This is a genomic window from Variovorax paradoxus NBRC 15149 (genome assembly GCF_001591365.1).
Taxonomy (GTDB): domain Bacteria; phylum Pseudomonadota; class Gammaproteobacteria; order Burkholderiales; family Burkholderiaceae_C; genus Variovorax; species Variovorax paradoxus.
Map to the genome: position 1 here is coordinate 148,332 of NZ_BCUT01000002.1, position 16,657 is coordinate 164,988.

Sequence of the window (16,657 nt, forward strand, 5' to 3'; positions counted from 1 at the left end):
GGATCAGGAGCTTCAATGTATCGGAACATGAGGTGCCGCCTGTGCCGCCCCCCTGGGCAAATCCGCACATCGGGTTGCGCCGATGCGGCAAGGCGTCCTCACGTATGCATGCCGGCTAGCCGCGCGGCTGCGCATCCGCGGGGCCGTTGAGCCATTCCTGCTTCGACTCGAAGAGCCGATGAAGGTATTCGGTGACAGCGCGGATGCGGGCCGAGTATTGGAGGTCATGGTGCACGCTCACCCAGAGCGTTCGCGCCACCCTCGCCGTGTCGGCAAGCACCGGCACCAGGGTGTCCTCCTTCACCACGGAGAACTTGGGAAGCAGCACCAGGCCGAGCCCGGATGCTGCGGCGGCCATCTGCGCCAGCATGCTGTTGGACTGAAAGCTCATCGAGGGCCTTGCGACCAGCTCATCGAGCCAGCGGACCGCGTCGAGCTGGATCAGGTCGTCCAGGTATCCCACGAACTGGTGCTTGGGCAGATCAGCCAGACTCGCGGGCACGCCGTGGTTCTCAAGGTAACTCGGCGCGCCATACAGATACAGCGCGAACGAGCCCGCCGTCTCGCACGCCAGGCCCTGCCCGATCGGTTTGAAAAAGCTGACGAAAACGTCGGCTTCCCTGCGGCTCACGTTGACGATGGAAGAAGAAGTCACCAGCTCCACCCGCAGCTTGGGATGCTTGCGCAGCAGCGGCTCGAGATGGCGCGCCACGAAGGTGGTGCCGATCCCTTCCATCATGGCAATACGCACGCTGCCCGACGGCTCCCGGTCGGTTCCGCCGAGCTCCTCCTGCAGCGACAACACGGCCCGCTCCATGTTCTCGGCCTGCAGCGCGAGAACATGCGCCAGTTCGGTGGGTTTGAGTCCGGTGCGGTGACGTTCGAAAAGCGGGCCGCCCAGGCACAGCTCCAACTGCGAGAGCCTGCGGCTGACCGTCGAATGATCGATGTGAAGCTGCCTGGCCGCCTGGGAAAGACTTCCGGTGCGGTTGATATGCAGGAACAGGCGCACATCGTCCCAATCGAGGTTGGCGAGGGGTACCTTCTTGGTCGTCATGCGGCCTTCTCGTGCGTTGTCGTATGCAGTCCTGCTCCATCGGCCCGGCCGGCCGACGGTTTTTGGATAGCATTTCACATCGAGATGCGCAATACAAGGGAAAGCACAGCCGAACATGGCCGCTTCCCAGTCCGGGCAGAGTGGCGTGAAAGATCGCCAAGGTGAACTCAGCCCGTGGGCTGCTCGACATGCGCCTGGCGCCGGTACAGGAAGTCCATCAGTGCGCGCCTGCACTCCGCATAGGTCGAATCGGTCGCCAGGCTGACGCGATCGCGCGGACGCCCAATCGGCACGTCCAGGATCTCCCCGATCCGGGCCGCGGGACCATTTGTCATCATGACGATGCGGTCCGCAAGGAGCACTGCCTCGTCCACGTCGTGCGTGACCATGACGACGGTGCTTTCGGTTTTCTCGACGATGCCGAGCAGCTCGTCTTGCAACTTGGCGCGCGTGAGCGCGTCGAGCGCGCCGAAGGGCTCGTCCATCAGCAGGACCTGAGGTTCCATCGACAGCGCCCTGGCGATGCCGACGCGCTGCTTCATGCCGCCTGAGATTTCGCTGGGCTTCTTGTGCGCGGCATGCGCCAGGCCGACCATTTCGAGGGCCGCCTGGGTACGGCGATCAACCGAGGAAGCAGATTCGGCGCGAAACACGCTGCGCACAGCCATGCGCACGTTGTCAAAGCAGCTGAGCCACGGCAAGAGAGAGTGATTCTGGAAAACCATCGCGCGCCGAGGTCCAGGCCCACGGATCACCTCCCCGTCGCACGAGACGGTTCCCGCGGTCGGCGATGCCAGCCCGGCCAGAAGATTGAGCAGCGTCGATTTGCCGCAACCGGAGTGGCCGATCAGTGCAACGAACTCGCCTCTGCGGATTTCCAGGTTGATCTCGCTGAGCGCGGGAAATTCGCCCTTGGGCGTGCTGAAGGTCTGCCGCACATTGCACACGCGCAGGAACCCGGGCGTTGCGGTCGAGGCAGTCGAAACAGTCGAAACAGTCGAAACAGTCGAAACAGTCGAAACAGTCGAAACAGTCGGAAAAGTTGGCCGCAACATGGTCTGCCCTTTCATTCGCGGAAGCTCAGCTGCTTCATCAAAGCGCCGAGCAACTGGTCGAGCACCAGGCCGACCATGCCGATCATCACGATGGCGACGATGATGCTGGAGATCTGCAGGTTGTTCCATTCGTTCCAGACGAAGAAACCGATGCCGCTCTGGCCCACCACCATTTCCGCGGCCACGATCACCAGCCAGGCGATGCCGATCGAGATGCGCATGCCCGTCAGGATCATGGGAACCGCCGCCGGAAAGACAATCTTGCGCGCGCGCTCCAGCGGCGTGAGTCCGATCACGCGGCCGACGTTGGTCCAGTCCTGGCGCACGCTCGCGGTGCTGTACAGGGTGTTGATCAGGATGGGCCAGATCGAACAGATGAAGATGATGAAGATCGCCGAGGCGCCGCTGTCCTTCAGCGTGTAGAGCGCGAGCGGCATCCAGGCCATGGGCGAGACGGGCCGCAGCAGCTGGATGAAAGGATTCAGCGCCTGGCCCAGCCATGGAACCAGCCCCAGCAAGAAGCCCAGGGGAACGCCGACCAGCACGGCCAGGGCGTAGCCGCTGAACACGCGCCTGAGCGAGTCGAGCAAGTGCCAGGCAATGCCCAGGTCGTTCTCGCCGTTGCGGCGGAATGGATCCGCAAACAGTTCGCCGGCGCGCTTGAACACGTCCACGGGCGTAGGGATGGCCGAGCGCTCCACGGACGCACCGGGGCTCTTGCCCATCAGCTTGTCGTAGTCGGAAAGCTCCACCGGCGCGCTGCCGCCACCGGTGGAGGCGAGTGCCTGCCAGACGGCCAGCAAGAGCAGGCCGATCGCCAAGGTGGCCAGCCAGGAACGTGAAGTCGAGATCGCGCCCTGCATGGTCAGGCCCTGCCCAGCGACTTCAGGTATTCGGCGGGACGATCGGAGTCGAAGCTCTTACCCAGGATGGTTTCCTTGCGGAATCCGACCTCCGGCGCCCTGCCGCCGCGCTCCTCGATGAGACGCTTTGCATCGGTGGCCAGCATGACCTGCCGGGCGAGTCCCTTGTAGTCAAGATCCTCCTTGATCATGTTCCATCGGCGCATCTGGGTCAGCAGCCAGACCGCGCTCGAGTAGTGAGGAAAGGGCTGGAAGTCGATGCGGCGCGGCAGCGTCTTCACGTTGCCGAGTCCATCGGCATACCTGCCGGTCAGGACCTGGTCCACGACCGTTTCAGGTTGATTCAAATACTGCGGCTGGGCAAGGATCTTGGCCATTCCCGCGCGATTGGAAGGCTCGGACACATGCAGACTCGCCGCGATGATCGCGCGGTAGGCGGCCATGAAGCTGTTCGGATGGGCCTTGATCCAGGCCTCGGTCGCTGTGACCGAGCAGCAAGGATGTTCCGGCCAGATCTCGCTCGAGACCAGGTGAATGAAACCCGCACCTTCGTACACGGCCCGTTGGCCGCCCGGCTCGCCGCCGAAGAACCCGTCGATGTTGCCCACGCGAAGGTTGGAGACATATTCGGAAGGAGGAACGACGCGGTAGGACACGTCCCGCTCCGCGTCCAGCCCTGCCGATGCCAGGTAGTGGCGCAGCTGGAGCATCTGGTGGGATTGCTCGAACGGCACGGCGAACCTGAAGCCCTTCCAGTTCTTCGGGTCGCGGTTGTCCTTGTGCTTCATCGCAAGGACCAGCGAATTGCCATTCTGGTTGAGCACCGTCATCACACGGGTCGGAATGGGAGCGCCGCCGATGCCGGCGGACATGGCCAGCGCAACGGGCATCACCTGCTGGGAGATGTCCAGTTCGCCGTTGACCATCTTGTCGCGGATCAGCGCGATTCCGGCGATCTTCTGCAGGCTCAGTTCGAGCCCCTCGCGCGGGAAGAGTCCGAGCTGCTCCGCATAGATCAGAGGCGTCGCGCAGGTGATGGGTAGGAAGCCGACGGCGAGTCGCTTCTTCTCTGGAGCGCCCTTGCTGCGCTCCTGCGCGACGGCGGCAAGCTGGGTCAGCGGCGTGAGCGCCGTGAGAGCGGCCAGCGCCCCTGCCCTCCCCAGCGTCTTGACGAATGCCCGCCGCAGTCCGCGCTCGGGAAAGAGGCCGTGCAGCATGCCCTGGGCCATGGCGCCGGCCAGCGCATCGTCAGCGTTCGCAGGCTTCTCCGCGAGGCACTCCTCATCGTCACCGTGGGTACTGCCACAGGCGCAGAGGCCGGTGCGGGAAAGGCGAACATACTCATGTGATGGGTCCATGGGCCCTCCAGGTGGGTTGAACGGATCAGGTCCGCGACATGGCAATGGTGAGCATGTTCCGTGCAAATGGCCGCCGGTAAATTCACAACCGGCTGTGCGCAGATCCTGCAAGGATCCGCAGCGCCTGTAAAAACGCACCTCTGGTTGCGTTTTTCGAGCATCTATGTGGCCTTGCCGGCAACTATCCTGTGGGCCTCAGCAACGCACAGCGAGTACCTGACATGAGTTCATTGCCCCGGGTGAAGGTTGCCGCCGCCCACGCAGCGCCGGTGCTGCTCGACAAGACCGCCACGACCGAAAAGGCGGTTTCGATCATCAAGGAGGCCGCTCTCAATGGCGCGCAGGTGATCGCATTCCCGGAAACGTATATCCCGGCGTTCCCAGTCTGGGCGGCCCTGTGGGCGCCCATCTACAACCACGATCTGTTCGAGGCGATGGTCGAGAACAGCGTCTACGTGCCGGGGCCCGAGGTGGCCTTGATTGCCGCGGCCGCCAAGCGCTTTGGGGTGTGCGTGTCGATGGGCATCAGTGAACGCAGCACTGTCAGCGCCGGCTGCATCTGGAACTCGAACATCCTGATCGGCGAGACAGGCGAACTGCTCAACCACCATCGCAAGCTGGTGCCGACCTTCTACGAGAAACTGGTCTGGGCGGCGGGAGACGGACAGGGGCTTCGCGTCGCCGAGACCCGCTTCGGGCGCATCGGCGGCTTGATCTGCGGCGAGAACACCAACCCGCTCGCACGCTTCTCGCTCATGGCGCAGGCGGAGCAGATTCATATCTCCAGCTGGCCGCCGATGTGGCCCACGCGCAAGCCAACGGGAGGTGGGAACTTCGACAATGTTGCGGCAAACCGCATTCGGGCGTCCGCCCATTCGTTCGAAGCCAAGGCGTTCGGAATCGTCTGCGCGAGCTTCATGGACAAGGCGATGCGCGACTTCCTGGTGGATCGCGATCCCACCGTGGCAGAAGTGGTCGACGGCACGCCGCGCGCCGCATCGATGTTCGTGGACCCCACCGGCACGCAGATCGGCGACACGCTCCAGAACGAAGAAGGGATCGCCTATGCCGAGTTCGACCTGAACAAGTGCATCGAGCCGAAGCAGTTCCATGATGTGGTGGGCTACTACAACCGATTCGACGTCTTCTCGCTCGGTGTCGAACGCCGCCGCCACGAGCCGGTCGCGTGGTCGGGGCAGGCCGATCCGCAGTTTCCTCGGCTGCTCGACGATGAGATGACTGCCGGGGTGCTGGATGAATAGCGCCGCGTTCCTGCCGCCGCTGCCCGAAGGCGCGGAGCGATCGGTCGTCATTGGCCGATCTCCGGGATTCCATCTGAAGCCTCCACCCGCCCCTGCGGGGCTGCGCGAATTCATCACATCCGATGCGCAGCTCTTCGAAACCATTCACATGGGTTCCGTCGAAGTCGACGCCAAGCGCTGGCGACTGCAGGTGGACGGGCTCGTCCGCAGGCCTTTTTCGATCGGACTGGATGATCTCAGGCGGCTGCCTTCAATCTCCGTCACCGCCTTCCACGAGTGCTTTGGCAGCCCCTTGGTGCCGGCCGAAGGCAACCTCTGGCGCGTAGGCAACGTCCGCTGGACCGGTGTGCCGCTGGCTGTGCTGCTCGAGCAAGCGCAACTCGAGGCGGGTGCCACCCATGTGTGGTCGGACGGCTTGGACAGTGGCGAGTTCGGCGGCCGCAGGATGAATCGATATCGCAAGGATCTGCCGATTTCGAAAGCGCTGTCTCACGAGGTGCTCGTGGCTTACGAGATGAATGGCGCACCCCTGACGCGCGAGCGGGGCGGCCCTGCTCGTCTCGTGGTGCCTGGCTGGTTCGGCACCAACATGACGAAATGGCTCTGCCGGCTGTCGATCCAAGACAGGCGTGCGAACTCCCCCTTCACGACCGATTGGTACAACCGCGACAGCGAGCACGAAGGCAAAGTCATTCAAGAGCCGGTGTGGGCCGTCGAACCCAATTCGATGATCACCCATCCGGCCCCCGACGACACCATCTCCACAGATGATGTGGAAGTCAAGGGCTGGGCCTGGAGCAACAACGGCATCGGTGGCGTGGCGCTCAGCGCTGATGGCGGGGCAACGTGGCAAGAGGCCGAAGTCCGGCCCCGCCGAGAATTCGAATGGCAGCAGTTCGCGGCGACGCTTGCGCTGCCGCGAACGCCCGGCCCGATGAGCATCGTCGCAAGAGCCCGTGACGCCGATGGTTCTATTCAGCCATTGAGCGGGACACGAAACACGGCCCATTCGGTCCAGATTAACCGGCTGCTATCGGGCCCTAAAACAGCAGACACTGGAACCTAGGCTGCGGATCGGCATTTGCGCGATGCGGCGACGTCGGCCCCATCGTCTCCAAGATCCCACCAAATTCCGGCCATCACGGCCAAGGCCTCACGCGCCACCGAGCCCAATAGGTGTTCATTCGGCGCGTGCTGGGAGCACGCGGCATAGGAATGGGGAACCCATACAGTAGGCAGGCCAAGGGTTTCAGCGAAGATCGCATTGGGAACGGTGCCGCCAATATTCGGCAGCAGTGCAGGCTTCTTCCCCGTGGTCGCTTCGATGGAGCGAAGTGTCCATTCGACCCAGGGATCATTCAGATCCAGGCGAGTCGCGGTTCCGGCGGGCTGCACTGTTACCTTCACGGACGAGATCCCATTGGCGGCGAAGTGCTCTTCGAGGTACCGGTGCGCGTTTTCCCAGTCAGTGCCGACGACGTATCTCAATTGGCAGTGCGCCCGTGCCGTTGGTGGGATCGCACCGACGGGTGCGTCAGGGTTGCCCGCCTTGAACGCGATCACCTCCAGCGCGTTCCATGCCCAGACCCTTTCGGCGGGGGTCAACCCAGGCTCGCCCCAAGATGGGTCTACCGCGGGGGCGTGCTCGTCGCCTCCGAGCACGAGATCCGAAATTGCGACGCGTACAGCGGGAGAGAGAGGCGGAGGAAGGAGCCCTTTCACAAGAATGCGGCCATCCTTGTCGATGAGCGTCGCAATCGCATGCGACAGAACGACGGCGGGGTTGCGTAGCGCGCCTCCCCAGTTGCCGGAGTGATGGGCGCCGTCCCGAAGATCGACCTCGAGCTGGAAGTTGAGCTCGCCGCGCGAGCCGAGAAAAATGGTCGGCCTGTCCGCGGCAACGCGGGGCCCGTCGGACGCAAAAAAGAGATCCCCTGCCAGAAAGTCCTTCTCGGCTGCGCAAAGGTCACCAAGCCCGGGCGAGTCGATCTCCTCGCCGGTTTCGAACACCAGTTTGATGTTGAAGCCGACCCTTCCATTTCGGGCCGCGATCACCGATTCAAGCGCGGCGATGTTGATCGAATGCTGCCCCTTGTTGTCAGCGGTGCCGCGTCCATACCAGCGATCTCCTTCGACGACCACCTTCCATGGCTCGAGACCCTGTCGCCATTGATCGTCATAGCCACGGACAACGTCTCCGTGCGCGTAGGTGACGACTGTCGGGAGGCCCTCCCCCTCGATCCGTTCTGCAAGAAGAATTGGAGCGTCGACACCCGCCGGGTTGGCGACGATCCGGGATGTGAAGCCAAGGCGACCCAGGGTCGGGGCGATCTCGTCCCGCAAATACGCGTGAAGTTGCGAGGCGCTGCTTTCGACCTGGCTTTCGGTGCGGTACGAGACACGGCGATTCAAGTCGGCGAGGAATCGGCCCGAGTCGAACGTTTCCAGCGCCGCTGAAATCGCCGATTCTCGAGTGGAGTGGTTGGGATGATGCATTTCAGGTCGGCCCCTATTCGATCGGATAGACCATCGCGTGCGCCGTGTCGAGATCGACTTCAACGCGCTGGCCAGCATGAAACAACTGCCTGTCCGGCGTCATCTGCGAGCGAGAAAGAAGCCGAACGTCACCGACCTCGACAAGCACCACCTGGGTCGTCCCGGCGTACGCGGATTCAACAACGCGAGCAGGACCATCCTCCGACAGTCGCAGTTGCACGTTCTCTGGGCGAATTGCAAGGCGGCCAGAGGTTGAACGGGTGAGGACCCGTTCAACGGGTATCGACCTGCGAATTCGCAGCGAGGCGATCTCTGCGTTGACGTCCGTCCCAGCCGGCGACAACATCACGGGCAGGAAGCTGGTTTCCCCGATGAAGTCCGCCACGAATGCGCTCGCCGGGCTCTCATAGAGATCGCGGGGAGATCCAAATTGCTGCAAGCGGCCTCCTTCGAGAACCGCGACCCGGTCTGCCATCGACAGCGCTTCTTCCTGGTCATGGGTCACGAAGATGATCGTGCTCCCGATCTGCCGGTGGATCTGCTTGATCTCCAGCTGCAATTGCTGGCGCAGCTTGCGATCCAGCGCCCCCAGTGGCTCGTCCATGAGCAAGAGCGGCGGCTTGAATACCAGGGCGCGCGCGAGAGCCACCCGCTGCTGCTGTCCGCCGGACAGTTGGGCTGGCAGCCTGCTCCTCAAGGCCCCGAGCGCCACCAGGTCCAGTGCCTTGGCCACCTCTGCCTCAACCTCCTTGCCCCTCAATCCGCGGCGGAAGAGTGGGTACGCCACATTTTCAGCGACCGTCATGTGTGGAAACAGTGCATAGCGCTGGAACACCACTCCGAAGCCGCGTTTGTATGCAGGCTGGTCGTTGACGCGTACACCTTTCACCAGAAGGTCGCCCGAGCTCGGTGTTTCGAAACCCGCGATCATCATGAGCAAGGTCGACTTGCCGGAACCACTGGGCCCCAGAAGCGCGACGAACTCCCCTGGTTCGACAGTGAGCGAGACGTCGTCGAGCGCCTTGAACGCTCCATATGACTTCGAGACATTCGCAACGCTGACCCCCGCGCTTCGCCTCCCCGCTTGGGCCTCGGGAATGTCGCGAACCGATTCCATGCGGCCAGTCATCATGCTTTCACCCCAGTTTCAAAAATCTTGCGGGGCGTGCGAGTCAATCGCTCGGCGCCGGATTCGGTCACCAGGACCGTCTCGCTGACGGCCAGGCCGCGAGCGGAGGTGTACATGTGGAACACCATGCCATTCTCGAGCAGCCAAGTGGCGGTCGGCACGAAAGACCTGTAGAGATCGCTCACACGCTGAGACGAGGGTGCCGAAAATCCCAAGGTATAGCCCGTGATGTTTTCATAGTCGGGTCTCAGGCCCGCCGACAGGACGCCCTGCCGCACGATGGCGTCGACATCGGCTGCTACTGCGCCAGGGCGCATGGCTCTGAACTGCTCATCCTGAAGCGCACAGAGGGCCGCGAAGGTTGACTTCTGGTCGTCGGTAGCCCGCCCCACGGCCACGGTGCGCATGATCCGCACCGAGTAGCCCTTGAGTTTCGGCAGAAGCTCGACGTGAACCAGCGCCCCGTCTCCGATCGGCTCGTCACTCATTGAGCTGTGCAGACAATCCCAGTCCGAACCAGCCGTCACGTAGCCAACGAAACCATCGTCGAAACCAAGCCGGTAATACTCGGCGGCGGCAACGGCGGCAACGTCTCGCTGCGAGGCGTCTGGCCGAATGGCATCGGCCACTTTCAAGACTGCGCGATCCAGCAAGTTCGCAGCCACACGAAGGTGTTCGACCTCTTCGTTCGACTTGCATCGGCGCGCGTCCCACACTGCCCGTTCCAGGTCGCAAAAAATAGACTCTGGAAGGGCGTGCGCGAGGAGGTCTTGCCGCTGACGGGTGAAGGAGTGGGACTGGAAGTCGACACCGATTCGCGCGTGTGCCCCCCGGGACCTCAGCGCGGCGGCCAAAACCGAGACAGGCTCCTCCCAGTCAGAGAAAGCGACGAAGTCTTGCAGCCAGCTCTTCGCACGTGCTGGCGCCCTGTCGAGTTTTCGGATCAGGAGAAAGGGGTCACCGACCACCGGAACGAGGCACGCGCGCCACAGGTTCTCTCCGACGGCGTAGCCGGAGAGCCAGCCCATGGTCTCGGGCTCGTCCAGGATCGCCCAGTCGAGATGACGAGCGCGCATCACGTCTTGCACCATGCAGAGGCGCCGACGGTACTCCTCGACGGAGAAAGCAAAGAGTCCAATGCTGCTCATGTTCAGATGTCCTTCCGATGCGAGCGATGGTGGAGAGCCGCTGACACAAACGTCTTGACCGCGACGAGCGCCGCCAGGCTCGCCAGAAAGAGCACGGCTACGACGGCGATCTGCGGACTGATTTCGAGGCGGATGTCATCCCACATGCGGATCGGCAGGGGCGTTGAGGATGGACCGCTCACAAACAGGCCGTAGACCACGTCGTCGAATCCCGTGATGAACGCGAATACGAGCGCACTGGCCAGCGAGGGAAGCAGCAGCGGGAGTGTCACGGTACGCAACGCGGTGAGCGGATGCCCGCCGAGGCTGATTGCTGCCTGTTCCAGGCTCCGATCGAACTTCTTGAGGCCTGCGATCAGGATGACGACCACGTACGGCGTTGCGATGATGGTGTACGCAAGCACGAATGCAGTCGCTGTGCCGATGAGCGGGGTCTGTGCAAAGCTGAAGAAGAAGGCCACCGCCATGACCACGTGAGGAACGATCATCGGAGAAATCAGCAGAAGATAGAGCGGAACCCGGCCAACGAAGCGAAACCGCACGAGCGCAAATGCGATGGGTACGCCGATCGTGATGGCCAGAAGCGAGGCCAGGAGCGCCGTACGGCCGCTGAACGAAAGCGCGCTCAGCCATTGCGAGTTGCTGAAGAACTTGGTGAACCATCGCAGCGAGTAACCGGGCGGTGGAAAGCTCAAGTAGGCGGCGTCGCTGAACGCAAGCGGGATCACCACCACAAACGGAAGGACAAGCAGGGTGAGCGTGAATGCCGACAGCAGTACGAGCAGCGGTGAACGAACCGAAGAGATCACCTCAAGCGCGCGCTGAAGGCCTTTTTCGAGAGGCGCAGGCATACGCGCAGTTGCGGAAAGATCCCGAGCCTTTTTCGCCGATTGGCTGGACTGGGATTCGTCCTCCAGCTCTGTCGCAACCTTCGTGCGGAAGATCACGAAGACCGTTGCAACCATGGCGAGCAAGACTGTCGCCTGGGCGGCGGCAGCCTCGAACTCACCGAGGGTCAGGACTCGGATGGTGATGCCCTGCGCAATCATGTAATCGTTCGGACCGCCAAGAAGTGCGGGCGTGATGTAAAAGCCCAGGCAGGAGAGAAACACGAGGGTGCAGCCGCTGACAATACCGGGCATGGAACTGGGGAGCGTGATGCGCAGGAAGGCATCTGCCGGCGAACTTCCCAAGCTTTGTGCGGCGACGCTCAGCTTCCGGTCGAAACGAGCGAGTGCGGCATACAGCGGAAACACCATAAGTGGCAGTTGCACCTGGATCATTCCGATATAAACGCCGATCTTGTTGAAGACCAGTCGCAGCGGTTCCGAAACGATCCCAAGGTACAGCAGCAGCTGGTTGATCAGGCCTGCCGGACTCAGCAGGACGGTCCACGCGTATGTCCGGATCAAGATGCTGGTCAGGTACGGGAGAGTGACCAGCACCAACAGGAGGCTTGCCAGCCATGGAGGGCACCGAGAGATCGAATATGCGAGCGGATAGGCCAAGATCAGGCAGGCCAGCGTCACCACGACCGCTAGCAGCAGCGTCTGAAACAGTACCCAGGCGAAAACCCCTGAACTGGCGATCTCCTGGTAGTGCAGCAGCGACCAAGTGCTCTCGTTGCGAAAGCTCTTGAGTACCAGTTGGGCGACTGGGAAGAGATATCCCGCCGCGAATATCGCCAATGCCGGCACGACCAAGAGCAGGATCATTGGCGCACGGCTACTACGTGCGCTTTTCCAACCAAGCTTCATGAGACCTTCCAAGTGGCTCTAGAGCCGTGTGCAACCGACGATTCGATGTGCCAGATGGGCCGTTCAGCGCGCGCCGACCAGCCACCGCTCCCATTCCGCCACCGCGGTGAGGTTGTTCGGGCGACCGTTCTTGCCCAGCGCGTTCCAGAAGGCGTAGTCCTGAACGATCTGCTGCTTTTTGAATTCGGCGTACGTCGGCAGCATCTTTGCGCGTTCCGCAGGAATGAAGTCGTAGGCGCGCGAGTTCGGCGGCGCGTACAGAATGTGCTTGGAGAAGTTCGCCTGCACCTCTGCGCGCGACATGAAAGCGAGCAGCTTGTTCGCGTTGTCGACGTTCTTGGAACCCTTGAGTACCACCCAGCTGTCGTATTGCAGGACGCCTTGGTTCCAGGTGAAGCCGATCTTCTGGCTCTTCTCGTTTGCAGCGTAGATTCGCCCATTCCATCCGCTGCCGGCGGTCACCTGTTTGTCGATCAGCAGCTGTGGACCTTCTGCACCGCTGTTCCACCATTTCACGATCTCGGGCTTGATGCGGGAAAGACTCTTGAATGCGCGATCCCAATCGATCGGATAGATCTTGGCGGGGTCCACGCCGTCTGCCAGGAGTGCCGCCTCGAAGACAGCGCCGTCCGGCCCGCGTGTGCCTGTACACAGTGTGCGACCGCCGGGGAACTTCTTCGTGTCCCAGACATCGGCCCAAGAAGAGATTGAGTTGCTGCCGAACTTCGCGGGATCGTAGGCGATCAGCAGGGAATAGATGATGTGCGGGACGGTGAACTTGCCTGTAGCAACGGGGTTGAAGGCGTCCAGATCGGCCTTGTTGAAGTAACCGTAGTCGATCGGAACCAGCAGGTTCTCGCGCTCGAAGGCCGTCGTATTGCCGCCCGTCAAGATGGTTACGTCGTACCGCGGGGAACCGGCCAATGCGCTTGCGCGAACAGCGCCAAGGTCAGTACGCGGCTGCGCAATGACCTTGATCCCGGTCTCCTTCTCGAAGGGGTCGAAAAGCGCCACTCGCTTGGCCTCTCCCCAAGATCCACCGCCGTCGTACACGACGACCTCGCCGGTGCCCTTGAGACTCTGGGCCAGCGCCGGCAATGCGAGGAATGACGGTGCAATGGCTGCACCCCCGGCTCCTGCCACACCCTTCAGAACTTGGCGGCGATTGATGCTCATGAGCTTGCTCCTGTAAATGGTCAGTCTGCTGAACTTTGTGGGCCCCGGTGTGATGAAGTAGGTTTTGCGCCCATCGCCGCCATCGGTGAGGAGAATTCTGGTGCGCACAGGGCGAAGAAAATCACCGATCCCCCTTGTGGTTGCGGAGGATCGACGCGTTGTGAGACGGCTTTTTGCACGGATGGTGCTTGGCACCGCCCCGGAGCGGCATGCCCGATTTAGAAGCGGCTCAGTGCCCTCTTCCGATCACTTTTCGGCGAGGGGAACGTTCAGTGTGACCTTGACACGCTGCATGGCGACATAGGTCCTGAACCCCTTGACGTTCCCAGAACTGAAGAAGAGGTCGCGGGTGAGTTGCTCGTACTCCGTCATGTCCTTGACGACTATCACGAGCACGAAGTCGTACTCCCCCGTGACGTAGTAAACCTGCTGTACCTGCGGACAGTCGGCAAAACGTGTCTTCACCTCATCGAGTAAGTCAAGCCTCTCGCTCTCGAGCTTGACTTCAACAACGATCGTGATGGGATGCCCGACGGACGACGGATCAACGATACACACGGTGCCGGCGATCACCCCCGCAGATTCGAGAGCTGCTATCCGACGATTGACCGCGGACGGAGACAGATTGACGGCCTCCGACAGTTCGCGCTGTGAGATCTTGCTGTCCCTCTGGAGCAAACCCAAGATCTTCACGTCGTAGTTATCGAGGTGCATGCCTTCCATTATCCGCCGTTGGTGGTCGAGGCGAGGAGCTCGCGTACGCAACAGCCTTCCATTGTTCCGCGTGTTTCTGGTTCGTTCTCCTGTTTTTGAAGTCCAGATCGCGCCAAGCAACACAAGAAGCGCTCGTAGGATTCAGGGACTCCTGGCGTTTGAGCCAGCGAAGCGAAAACAACCAACGGATCGAAGCATGCTGATTGCCAATGAGCGCGCCACGCGCAGTGTGTATCCCAGTGAACTCCAGTCGGTGATGTCCGTCGCCAAAGCCCAAGAGAGCCGCGACTGGATATCGTCCTGGGACAGTTTGAACCCGGGCGCTACGCCGTTGTACGAGCTCAGTGGCCTGGCTCGCAGCCTCGGAATCGGAAAGCTTTATCTGAAGGATGAGTCCGTCCGATCCGAACTCGGGAGTTTCAAGGCGCTTGGGGCGCCGATCGCTTTGGCTCGGCTGATTCTTCGCTTGTGGCCTGATCGCAAGCTGGATCCCAAGGTGCTTTTCAACGGCGGCTATAAATCGTTGCTAGAAAACTTTACGGTGATCAGCGCCACAGATGGCAATCACGGAAAGGGCCTTGCGGCAGCAGCGCAGAGCATGGGCTGCCATTGTGTGATCGTTCTCCACGCGAATGTCAGCGAAGAACGAGAGAAGGCGATCGCCAAGTTTGGCGCCAGGGTGATGCGCGTCCAGGGGAACTACGACGCTTCTGTCGAGGAAGCCGCTCGTCTCGCCAAGGCCAACGATTGGCATGTTGTTTCAGACACTTCATATGACGGCTACGAAGAGGTCCCACGGGACGTCATGCAAGGGTACGGGACTGTCGCTGCCGAAATTGTGGAAGCGTTCGGTCGCGACGAGGCAGTGCCGTTCACCCATGTCTTTCTGCAAGGCGGCGTTGGTGGCCTTGCGGCGGGAATCCTGAGTTACTTTTGGGAGTGCTACGGGGAGCGTCGCCCCACGGGGGTAATCGTCGAGCCGGTACAGGCTGACTGTCTTTTTCAAAGTGCGTTGCGCGGCGTTGCGTCCAAGGCAACGGGCTCGGTCGACTCGGTCATGGCGGGCCTGGCCTGCGGCGAAGCATCTCCACTTGCATGGAGATTTCTTGTGTCCGGGGCTGACTACTTCATGACCATCACCGATGACGATGCGATTGCTGCGATGCGGCTCCTGGCGACCGGCAATGAGTCGGATCTACCTGTCGTCTCTGGCGAATCGGGCGCGGCCGGCCTAGCGGGCCTAGTCGAGCTGAGAAAGCATGAGGACCAAGCCGCCAGGGTTGGCCTAGGGCCCGATGCGCGCGTGTTGCTGATCGGTACCGAGGGTGCCACTGCCCCTGCCGCCTACCAAGCGCTGGTTGGGCAGTCTGAGGCGCAAGTCTTGGCACGCCAAAGGAGTGCCGTGAGGCGTGGCTAGCTGTGATGTCTCAATAGGTTGTTCACCCGAACGGGTCTGGGAAACTGGAGTTACCACGCTTCAGGATCGCAGGGGAATCCCGCCGGATGAACAGCCATAAGCATGCCGGATTGACATTGGAAGGTCGCAAGTTGCTTGTCGAACGCGTCGCAGGAATGGGGCTGATGCCTGCCGCCTCGGCGGCAGGCATCAGCCCGCGAACCGCGCGCAAGTGACTCAAGCGCTTCGAGGAAGGCGGCGTGCAGGGTCTGCTCGATCGCAGTTCCCGCCCGACGAAGACGCGCACAACACTGGATGCTGCACTGAGCGAGCGCATCGAGCAGTTGCGCCGCTCGCGCATGCCCATGCGCCGCATCGCCGCCATCGTCGGGCGCAGCGTGTCGACGGTCAGTCGCGTGCTCGCACGCCTCGGACTGTCCAGCCTGAAGGCGCTTGACCCCACCGCGCCTGTGGTCCGCTACGAACGAGAAGCACCCGGGGAATTGCTGCATATCGACACCAAGAAGCTCGGCCGCATCGTGCAGCCCAGTCACCGTGTAACAGGCGATCGCCGCGATGCCACGCGAGGTGCGGGCTGGGGAGTTCGCCCACGTGGCCATTGATGAACACTCGCGTGCGGGGCTCGTGCAGATGCACGACGACGAGCGCAAGGGCTCAGCTGTGGCGTTCCTGCAGGCGGCCGTGGCCCACTACGCGGCCTTGGGCGCCACCAAGCGCCTGATCACCGGCAACGGTCCGGCTTACCGCTCGCGGCTATTCGCCAAGACTTGCCAAGCCTTGGGCATCAAACACACATTCACCAAGCCCTATCGACCACAGACCAACGGCAAGGCCGAGCGATTCATCCAGCCCTGCCTGCGCGAGTGGGCCAATGGCCGCGTCTGGGCCAACAGCCATGAGCGAGCCGCTTGCCTACCGTCCTTCCTGAACTACTACAACGCCAGGAGGCCGCACTCGGCATCGAGCTATCGCCCTCCAGCTTCTCGCCTGGGCGGGAATAACCTATTGCAACTCAACAGCTAGCGCATCCGGTCAAGTGCCGCATCCGGTCAAGTGCCGCATCCTGTCCGGCGGAAGACGCATCGCCGACTCGTATGCCTGACGTGACGTTGAAGCTGCGTCCTCCAAGTTGGTGCGGTCCGCCGAGCGCTTCTTGCTGGTTCAGACGCGCGCCGGGGACTGGGCTTTTATGCAAGCTACCGTGCAAGTTTACGGGTCCCGGCTT

Annotated in this window: 13 protein-coding genes and 1 pseudogene; 4 read left to right on the forward strand and 10 right to left on the reverse strand. The window is 62.1% G+C overall.

Annotation, left to right across the window (positions count from 1 at the left end; translation table 11 throughout):
- Positions 1 to 115: 115 nt before the first annotated feature.
- From VPA02S_RS15590 to VPA02S_RS15605, 4 genes are all read right to left on the reverse strand, one after another.
- Entirely contained in the window at positions 116 to 1,057 is a 942-nt protein-coding gene (locus VPA02S_RS15590) for a LysR family transcriptional regulator (RefSeq protein ID WP_062364667.1), read from the reverse strand.
- Positions 1,058 to 1,224: 167 nt separating this feature from the next.
- Positions 1,225 to 2,127, reverse strand: a complete 903-nt coding sequence (locus tag VPA02S_RS15595) for an ABC transporter ATP-binding protein (protein ID WP_244883528.1) — start codon at positions 2,125 to 2,127, stop codon at positions 1,225 to 1,227.
- The gene (gene ntrB, locus VPA02S_RS15600) at positions 2,124 to 2,975 is read right to left on the reverse strand and encodes a nitrate ABC transporter permease (RefSeq protein WP_062364669.1); all 852 of its coding nucleotides are present in this window, start codon (positions 2,973 to 2,975) and stop codon (positions 2,124 to 2,126) included. The genes VPA02S_RS15595 and ntrB overlap by 4 nt, the downstream gene beginning before the upstream one ends.
- Before the next feature lie 2 nt (positions 2,976 to 2,977).
- Complete coding sequence (locus VPA02S_RS15605) at positions 2,978 to 4,333, reverse strand: CmpA/NrtA family ABC transporter substrate-binding protein (RefSeq protein WP_081247545.1); 1,356 nt, start codon at positions 4,331 to 4,333, stop codon at positions 2,978 to 2,980.
- A 221-nt stretch (positions 4,334 to 4,554) separates the two neighbouring features.
- Here VPA02S_RS15605 and VPA02S_RS15610 point away from each other — a divergent pair, with 221 nt between their 5' ends.
- Entirely contained in the window at positions 4,555 to 5,595 is a 1,041-nt protein-coding gene (locus tag VPA02S_RS15610) for a carbon-nitrogen hydrolase family protein (RefSeq protein ID WP_062364670.1), read from the forward strand.
- Complete coding sequence (locus VPA02S_RS15615) at positions 5,588 to 6,661, forward strand: molybdopterin-dependent oxidoreductase (RefSeq protein ID WP_062364672.1); 1,074 nt, start codon at positions 5,588 to 5,590, stop codon at positions 6,659 to 6,661. The genes VPA02S_RS15610 and VPA02S_RS15615 overlap by 8 nt, the downstream gene beginning before the upstream one ends.
- Here the strand turns inward: VPA02S_RS15615 and VPA02S_RS15620 are convergent.
- From VPA02S_RS15620 to VPA02S_RS15645, 6 genes are all read right to left on the reverse strand, one after another.
- Positions 6,658 to 8,091 carry a M20 family metallopeptidase gene (locus tag VPA02S_RS15620; protein ID WP_062364674.1) on the reverse strand — a complete coding sequence of 478 codons (1,434 nt, stop codon included), beginning with the start codon at positions 8,089 to 8,091 and terminating at the stop codon, positions 6,658 to 6,660. The two genes, VPA02S_RS15615 and VPA02S_RS15620, sit on opposite strands and share 4 nt — an antisense overlap.
- 13 nt (positions 8,092 to 8,104) lie before the next feature.
- On the reverse strand, positions 8,105 to 9,208 hold the full coding sequence (locus VPA02S_RS15625; protein ID WP_081247600.1) for an ABC transporter ATP-binding protein: 1,104 nt from the start codon (positions 9,206 to 9,208) through the stop codon (positions 8,105 to 8,107).
- A gap of 11 nt (positions 9,209 to 9,219) precedes the next feature.
- Positions 9,220 to 10,368, reverse strand: coding sequence for a M24 family metallopeptidase (locus VPA02S_RS15630; RefSeq protein WP_062364679.1), 1,149 nt, complete (start codon positions 10,366 to 10,368; stop codon positions 9,220 to 9,222).
- A 2-nt stretch (positions 10,369 to 10,370) separates the two neighbouring features.
- A complete protein-coding gene (locus VPA02S_RS15635; RefSeq protein WP_062364686.1) occupies positions 10,371 to 12,083 on the reverse strand; it encodes an ABC transporter permease subunit in 1,713 nt (570 codons plus the stop codon).
- Between the two features lie 105 nt (positions 12,084 to 12,188).
- Positions 12,189 to 13,301, reverse strand: a complete 1,113-nt coding sequence (locus VPA02S_RS15640) for an ABC transporter substrate-binding protein (RefSeq protein ID WP_081247547.1) — start codon at positions 13,299 to 13,301, stop codon at positions 12,189 to 12,191.
- Positions 13,302 to 13,547: 246 nt separating this feature from the next.
- Positions 13,548 to 14,015, reverse strand: a complete 468-nt coding sequence (locus VPA02S_RS15645) for an Lrp/AsnC family transcriptional regulator (protein WP_062364689.1) — start codon at positions 14,013 to 14,015, stop codon at positions 13,548 to 13,550.
- A gap of 196 nt (positions 14,016 to 14,211) precedes the next feature.
- Between VPA02S_RS15645 and VPA02S_RS15650 the strand changes: the two genes are divergently transcribed.
- Together VPA02S_RS15650 and VPA02S_RS15655 are read left to right on the forward strand one after the other, a co-directional pair.
- Complete coding sequence (locus VPA02S_RS15650) at positions 14,212 to 15,432, forward strand: diaminopropionate ammonia-lyase (protein WP_062364691.1); 1,221 nt, start codon at positions 14,212 to 14,214, stop codon at positions 15,430 to 15,432.
- Positions 15,433 to 15,518: 86 nt separating this feature from the next.
- Positions 15,519 to 16,455 (forward strand): annotated as a pseudogene (locus VPA02S_RS15655) (IS481 family transposase).
- Positions 16,456 to 16,657: the final 202 nt, after the last annotated feature.

What these genes read in the sequence shown, in the direction of transcription:
- VPA02S_RS15590 (WP_062364667.1), bottom strand. Translation starts at nt 1,057, where the DNA reads ATGACGACCAAGAAGGTACCCCTCGCCAACCTCGATTGGGACGATGTG.
- VPA02S_RS15595 (WP_244883528.1), bottom strand. Translation starts at nt 2,127, where the DNA reads ATGAAAGGGCAGACCATGTTGCGGCCAACTTTTCCGACTGTTTCGACT.
- ntrB (WP_062364669.1), bottom strand. Translation starts at nt 2,975, where the DNA reads ATGCAGGGCGCGATCTCGACTTCACGTTCCTGGCTGGCCACCTTGGCG.
- VPA02S_RS15605 (WP_081247545.1), bottom strand. Translation starts at nt 4,333, where the DNA reads ATGGACCCATCACATGAGTATGTTCGCCTTTCCCGCACCGGCCTCTGC.
- VPA02S_RS15610 (WP_062364670.1), top strand. Translation starts at nt 4,555, where the DNA reads ATGAGTTCATTGCCCCGGGTGAAGGTTGCCGCCGCCCACGCAGCGCCG.
- VPA02S_RS15615 (WP_062364672.1), top strand. Translation starts at nt 5,588, where the DNA reads ATGAATAGCGCCGCGTTCCTGCCGCCGCTGCCCGAAGGCGCGGAGCGA.
- VPA02S_RS15620 (WP_062364674.1), bottom strand. Translation starts at nt 8,091, where the DNA reads ATGCATCATCCCAACCACTCCACTCGAGAATCGGCGATTTCAGCGGCG.
- VPA02S_RS15625 (WP_081247600.1), bottom strand. Translation starts at nt 9,208, where the DNA reads ATGGAATCGGTTCGCGACATTCCCGAGGCCCAAGCGGGGAGGCGAAGC.
- VPA02S_RS15630 (WP_062364679.1), bottom strand. Translation starts at nt 10,368, where the DNA reads ATGAGCAGCATTGGACTCTTTGCTTTCTCCGTCGAGGAGTACCGTCGG.
- VPA02S_RS15635 (WP_062364686.1), bottom strand. Translation starts at nt 12,083, where the DNA reads ATGATCCTGCTCTTGGTCGTGCCGGCATTGGCGATATTCGCGGCGGGA.
- VPA02S_RS15640 (WP_081247547.1), bottom strand. Translation starts at nt 13,301, where the DNA reads ATGAGCATCAATCGCCGCCAAGTTCTGAAGGGTGTGGCAGGAGCCGGG.
- VPA02S_RS15645 (WP_062364689.1), bottom strand. Translation starts at nt 14,015, where the DNA reads ATGCACCTCGATAACTACGACGTGAAGATCTTGGGTTTGCTCCAGAGG.
- VPA02S_RS15650 (WP_062364691.1), top strand. Translation starts at nt 14,212, where the DNA reads ATGCTGATTGCCAATGAGCGCGCCACGCGCAGTGTGTATCCCAGTGAA.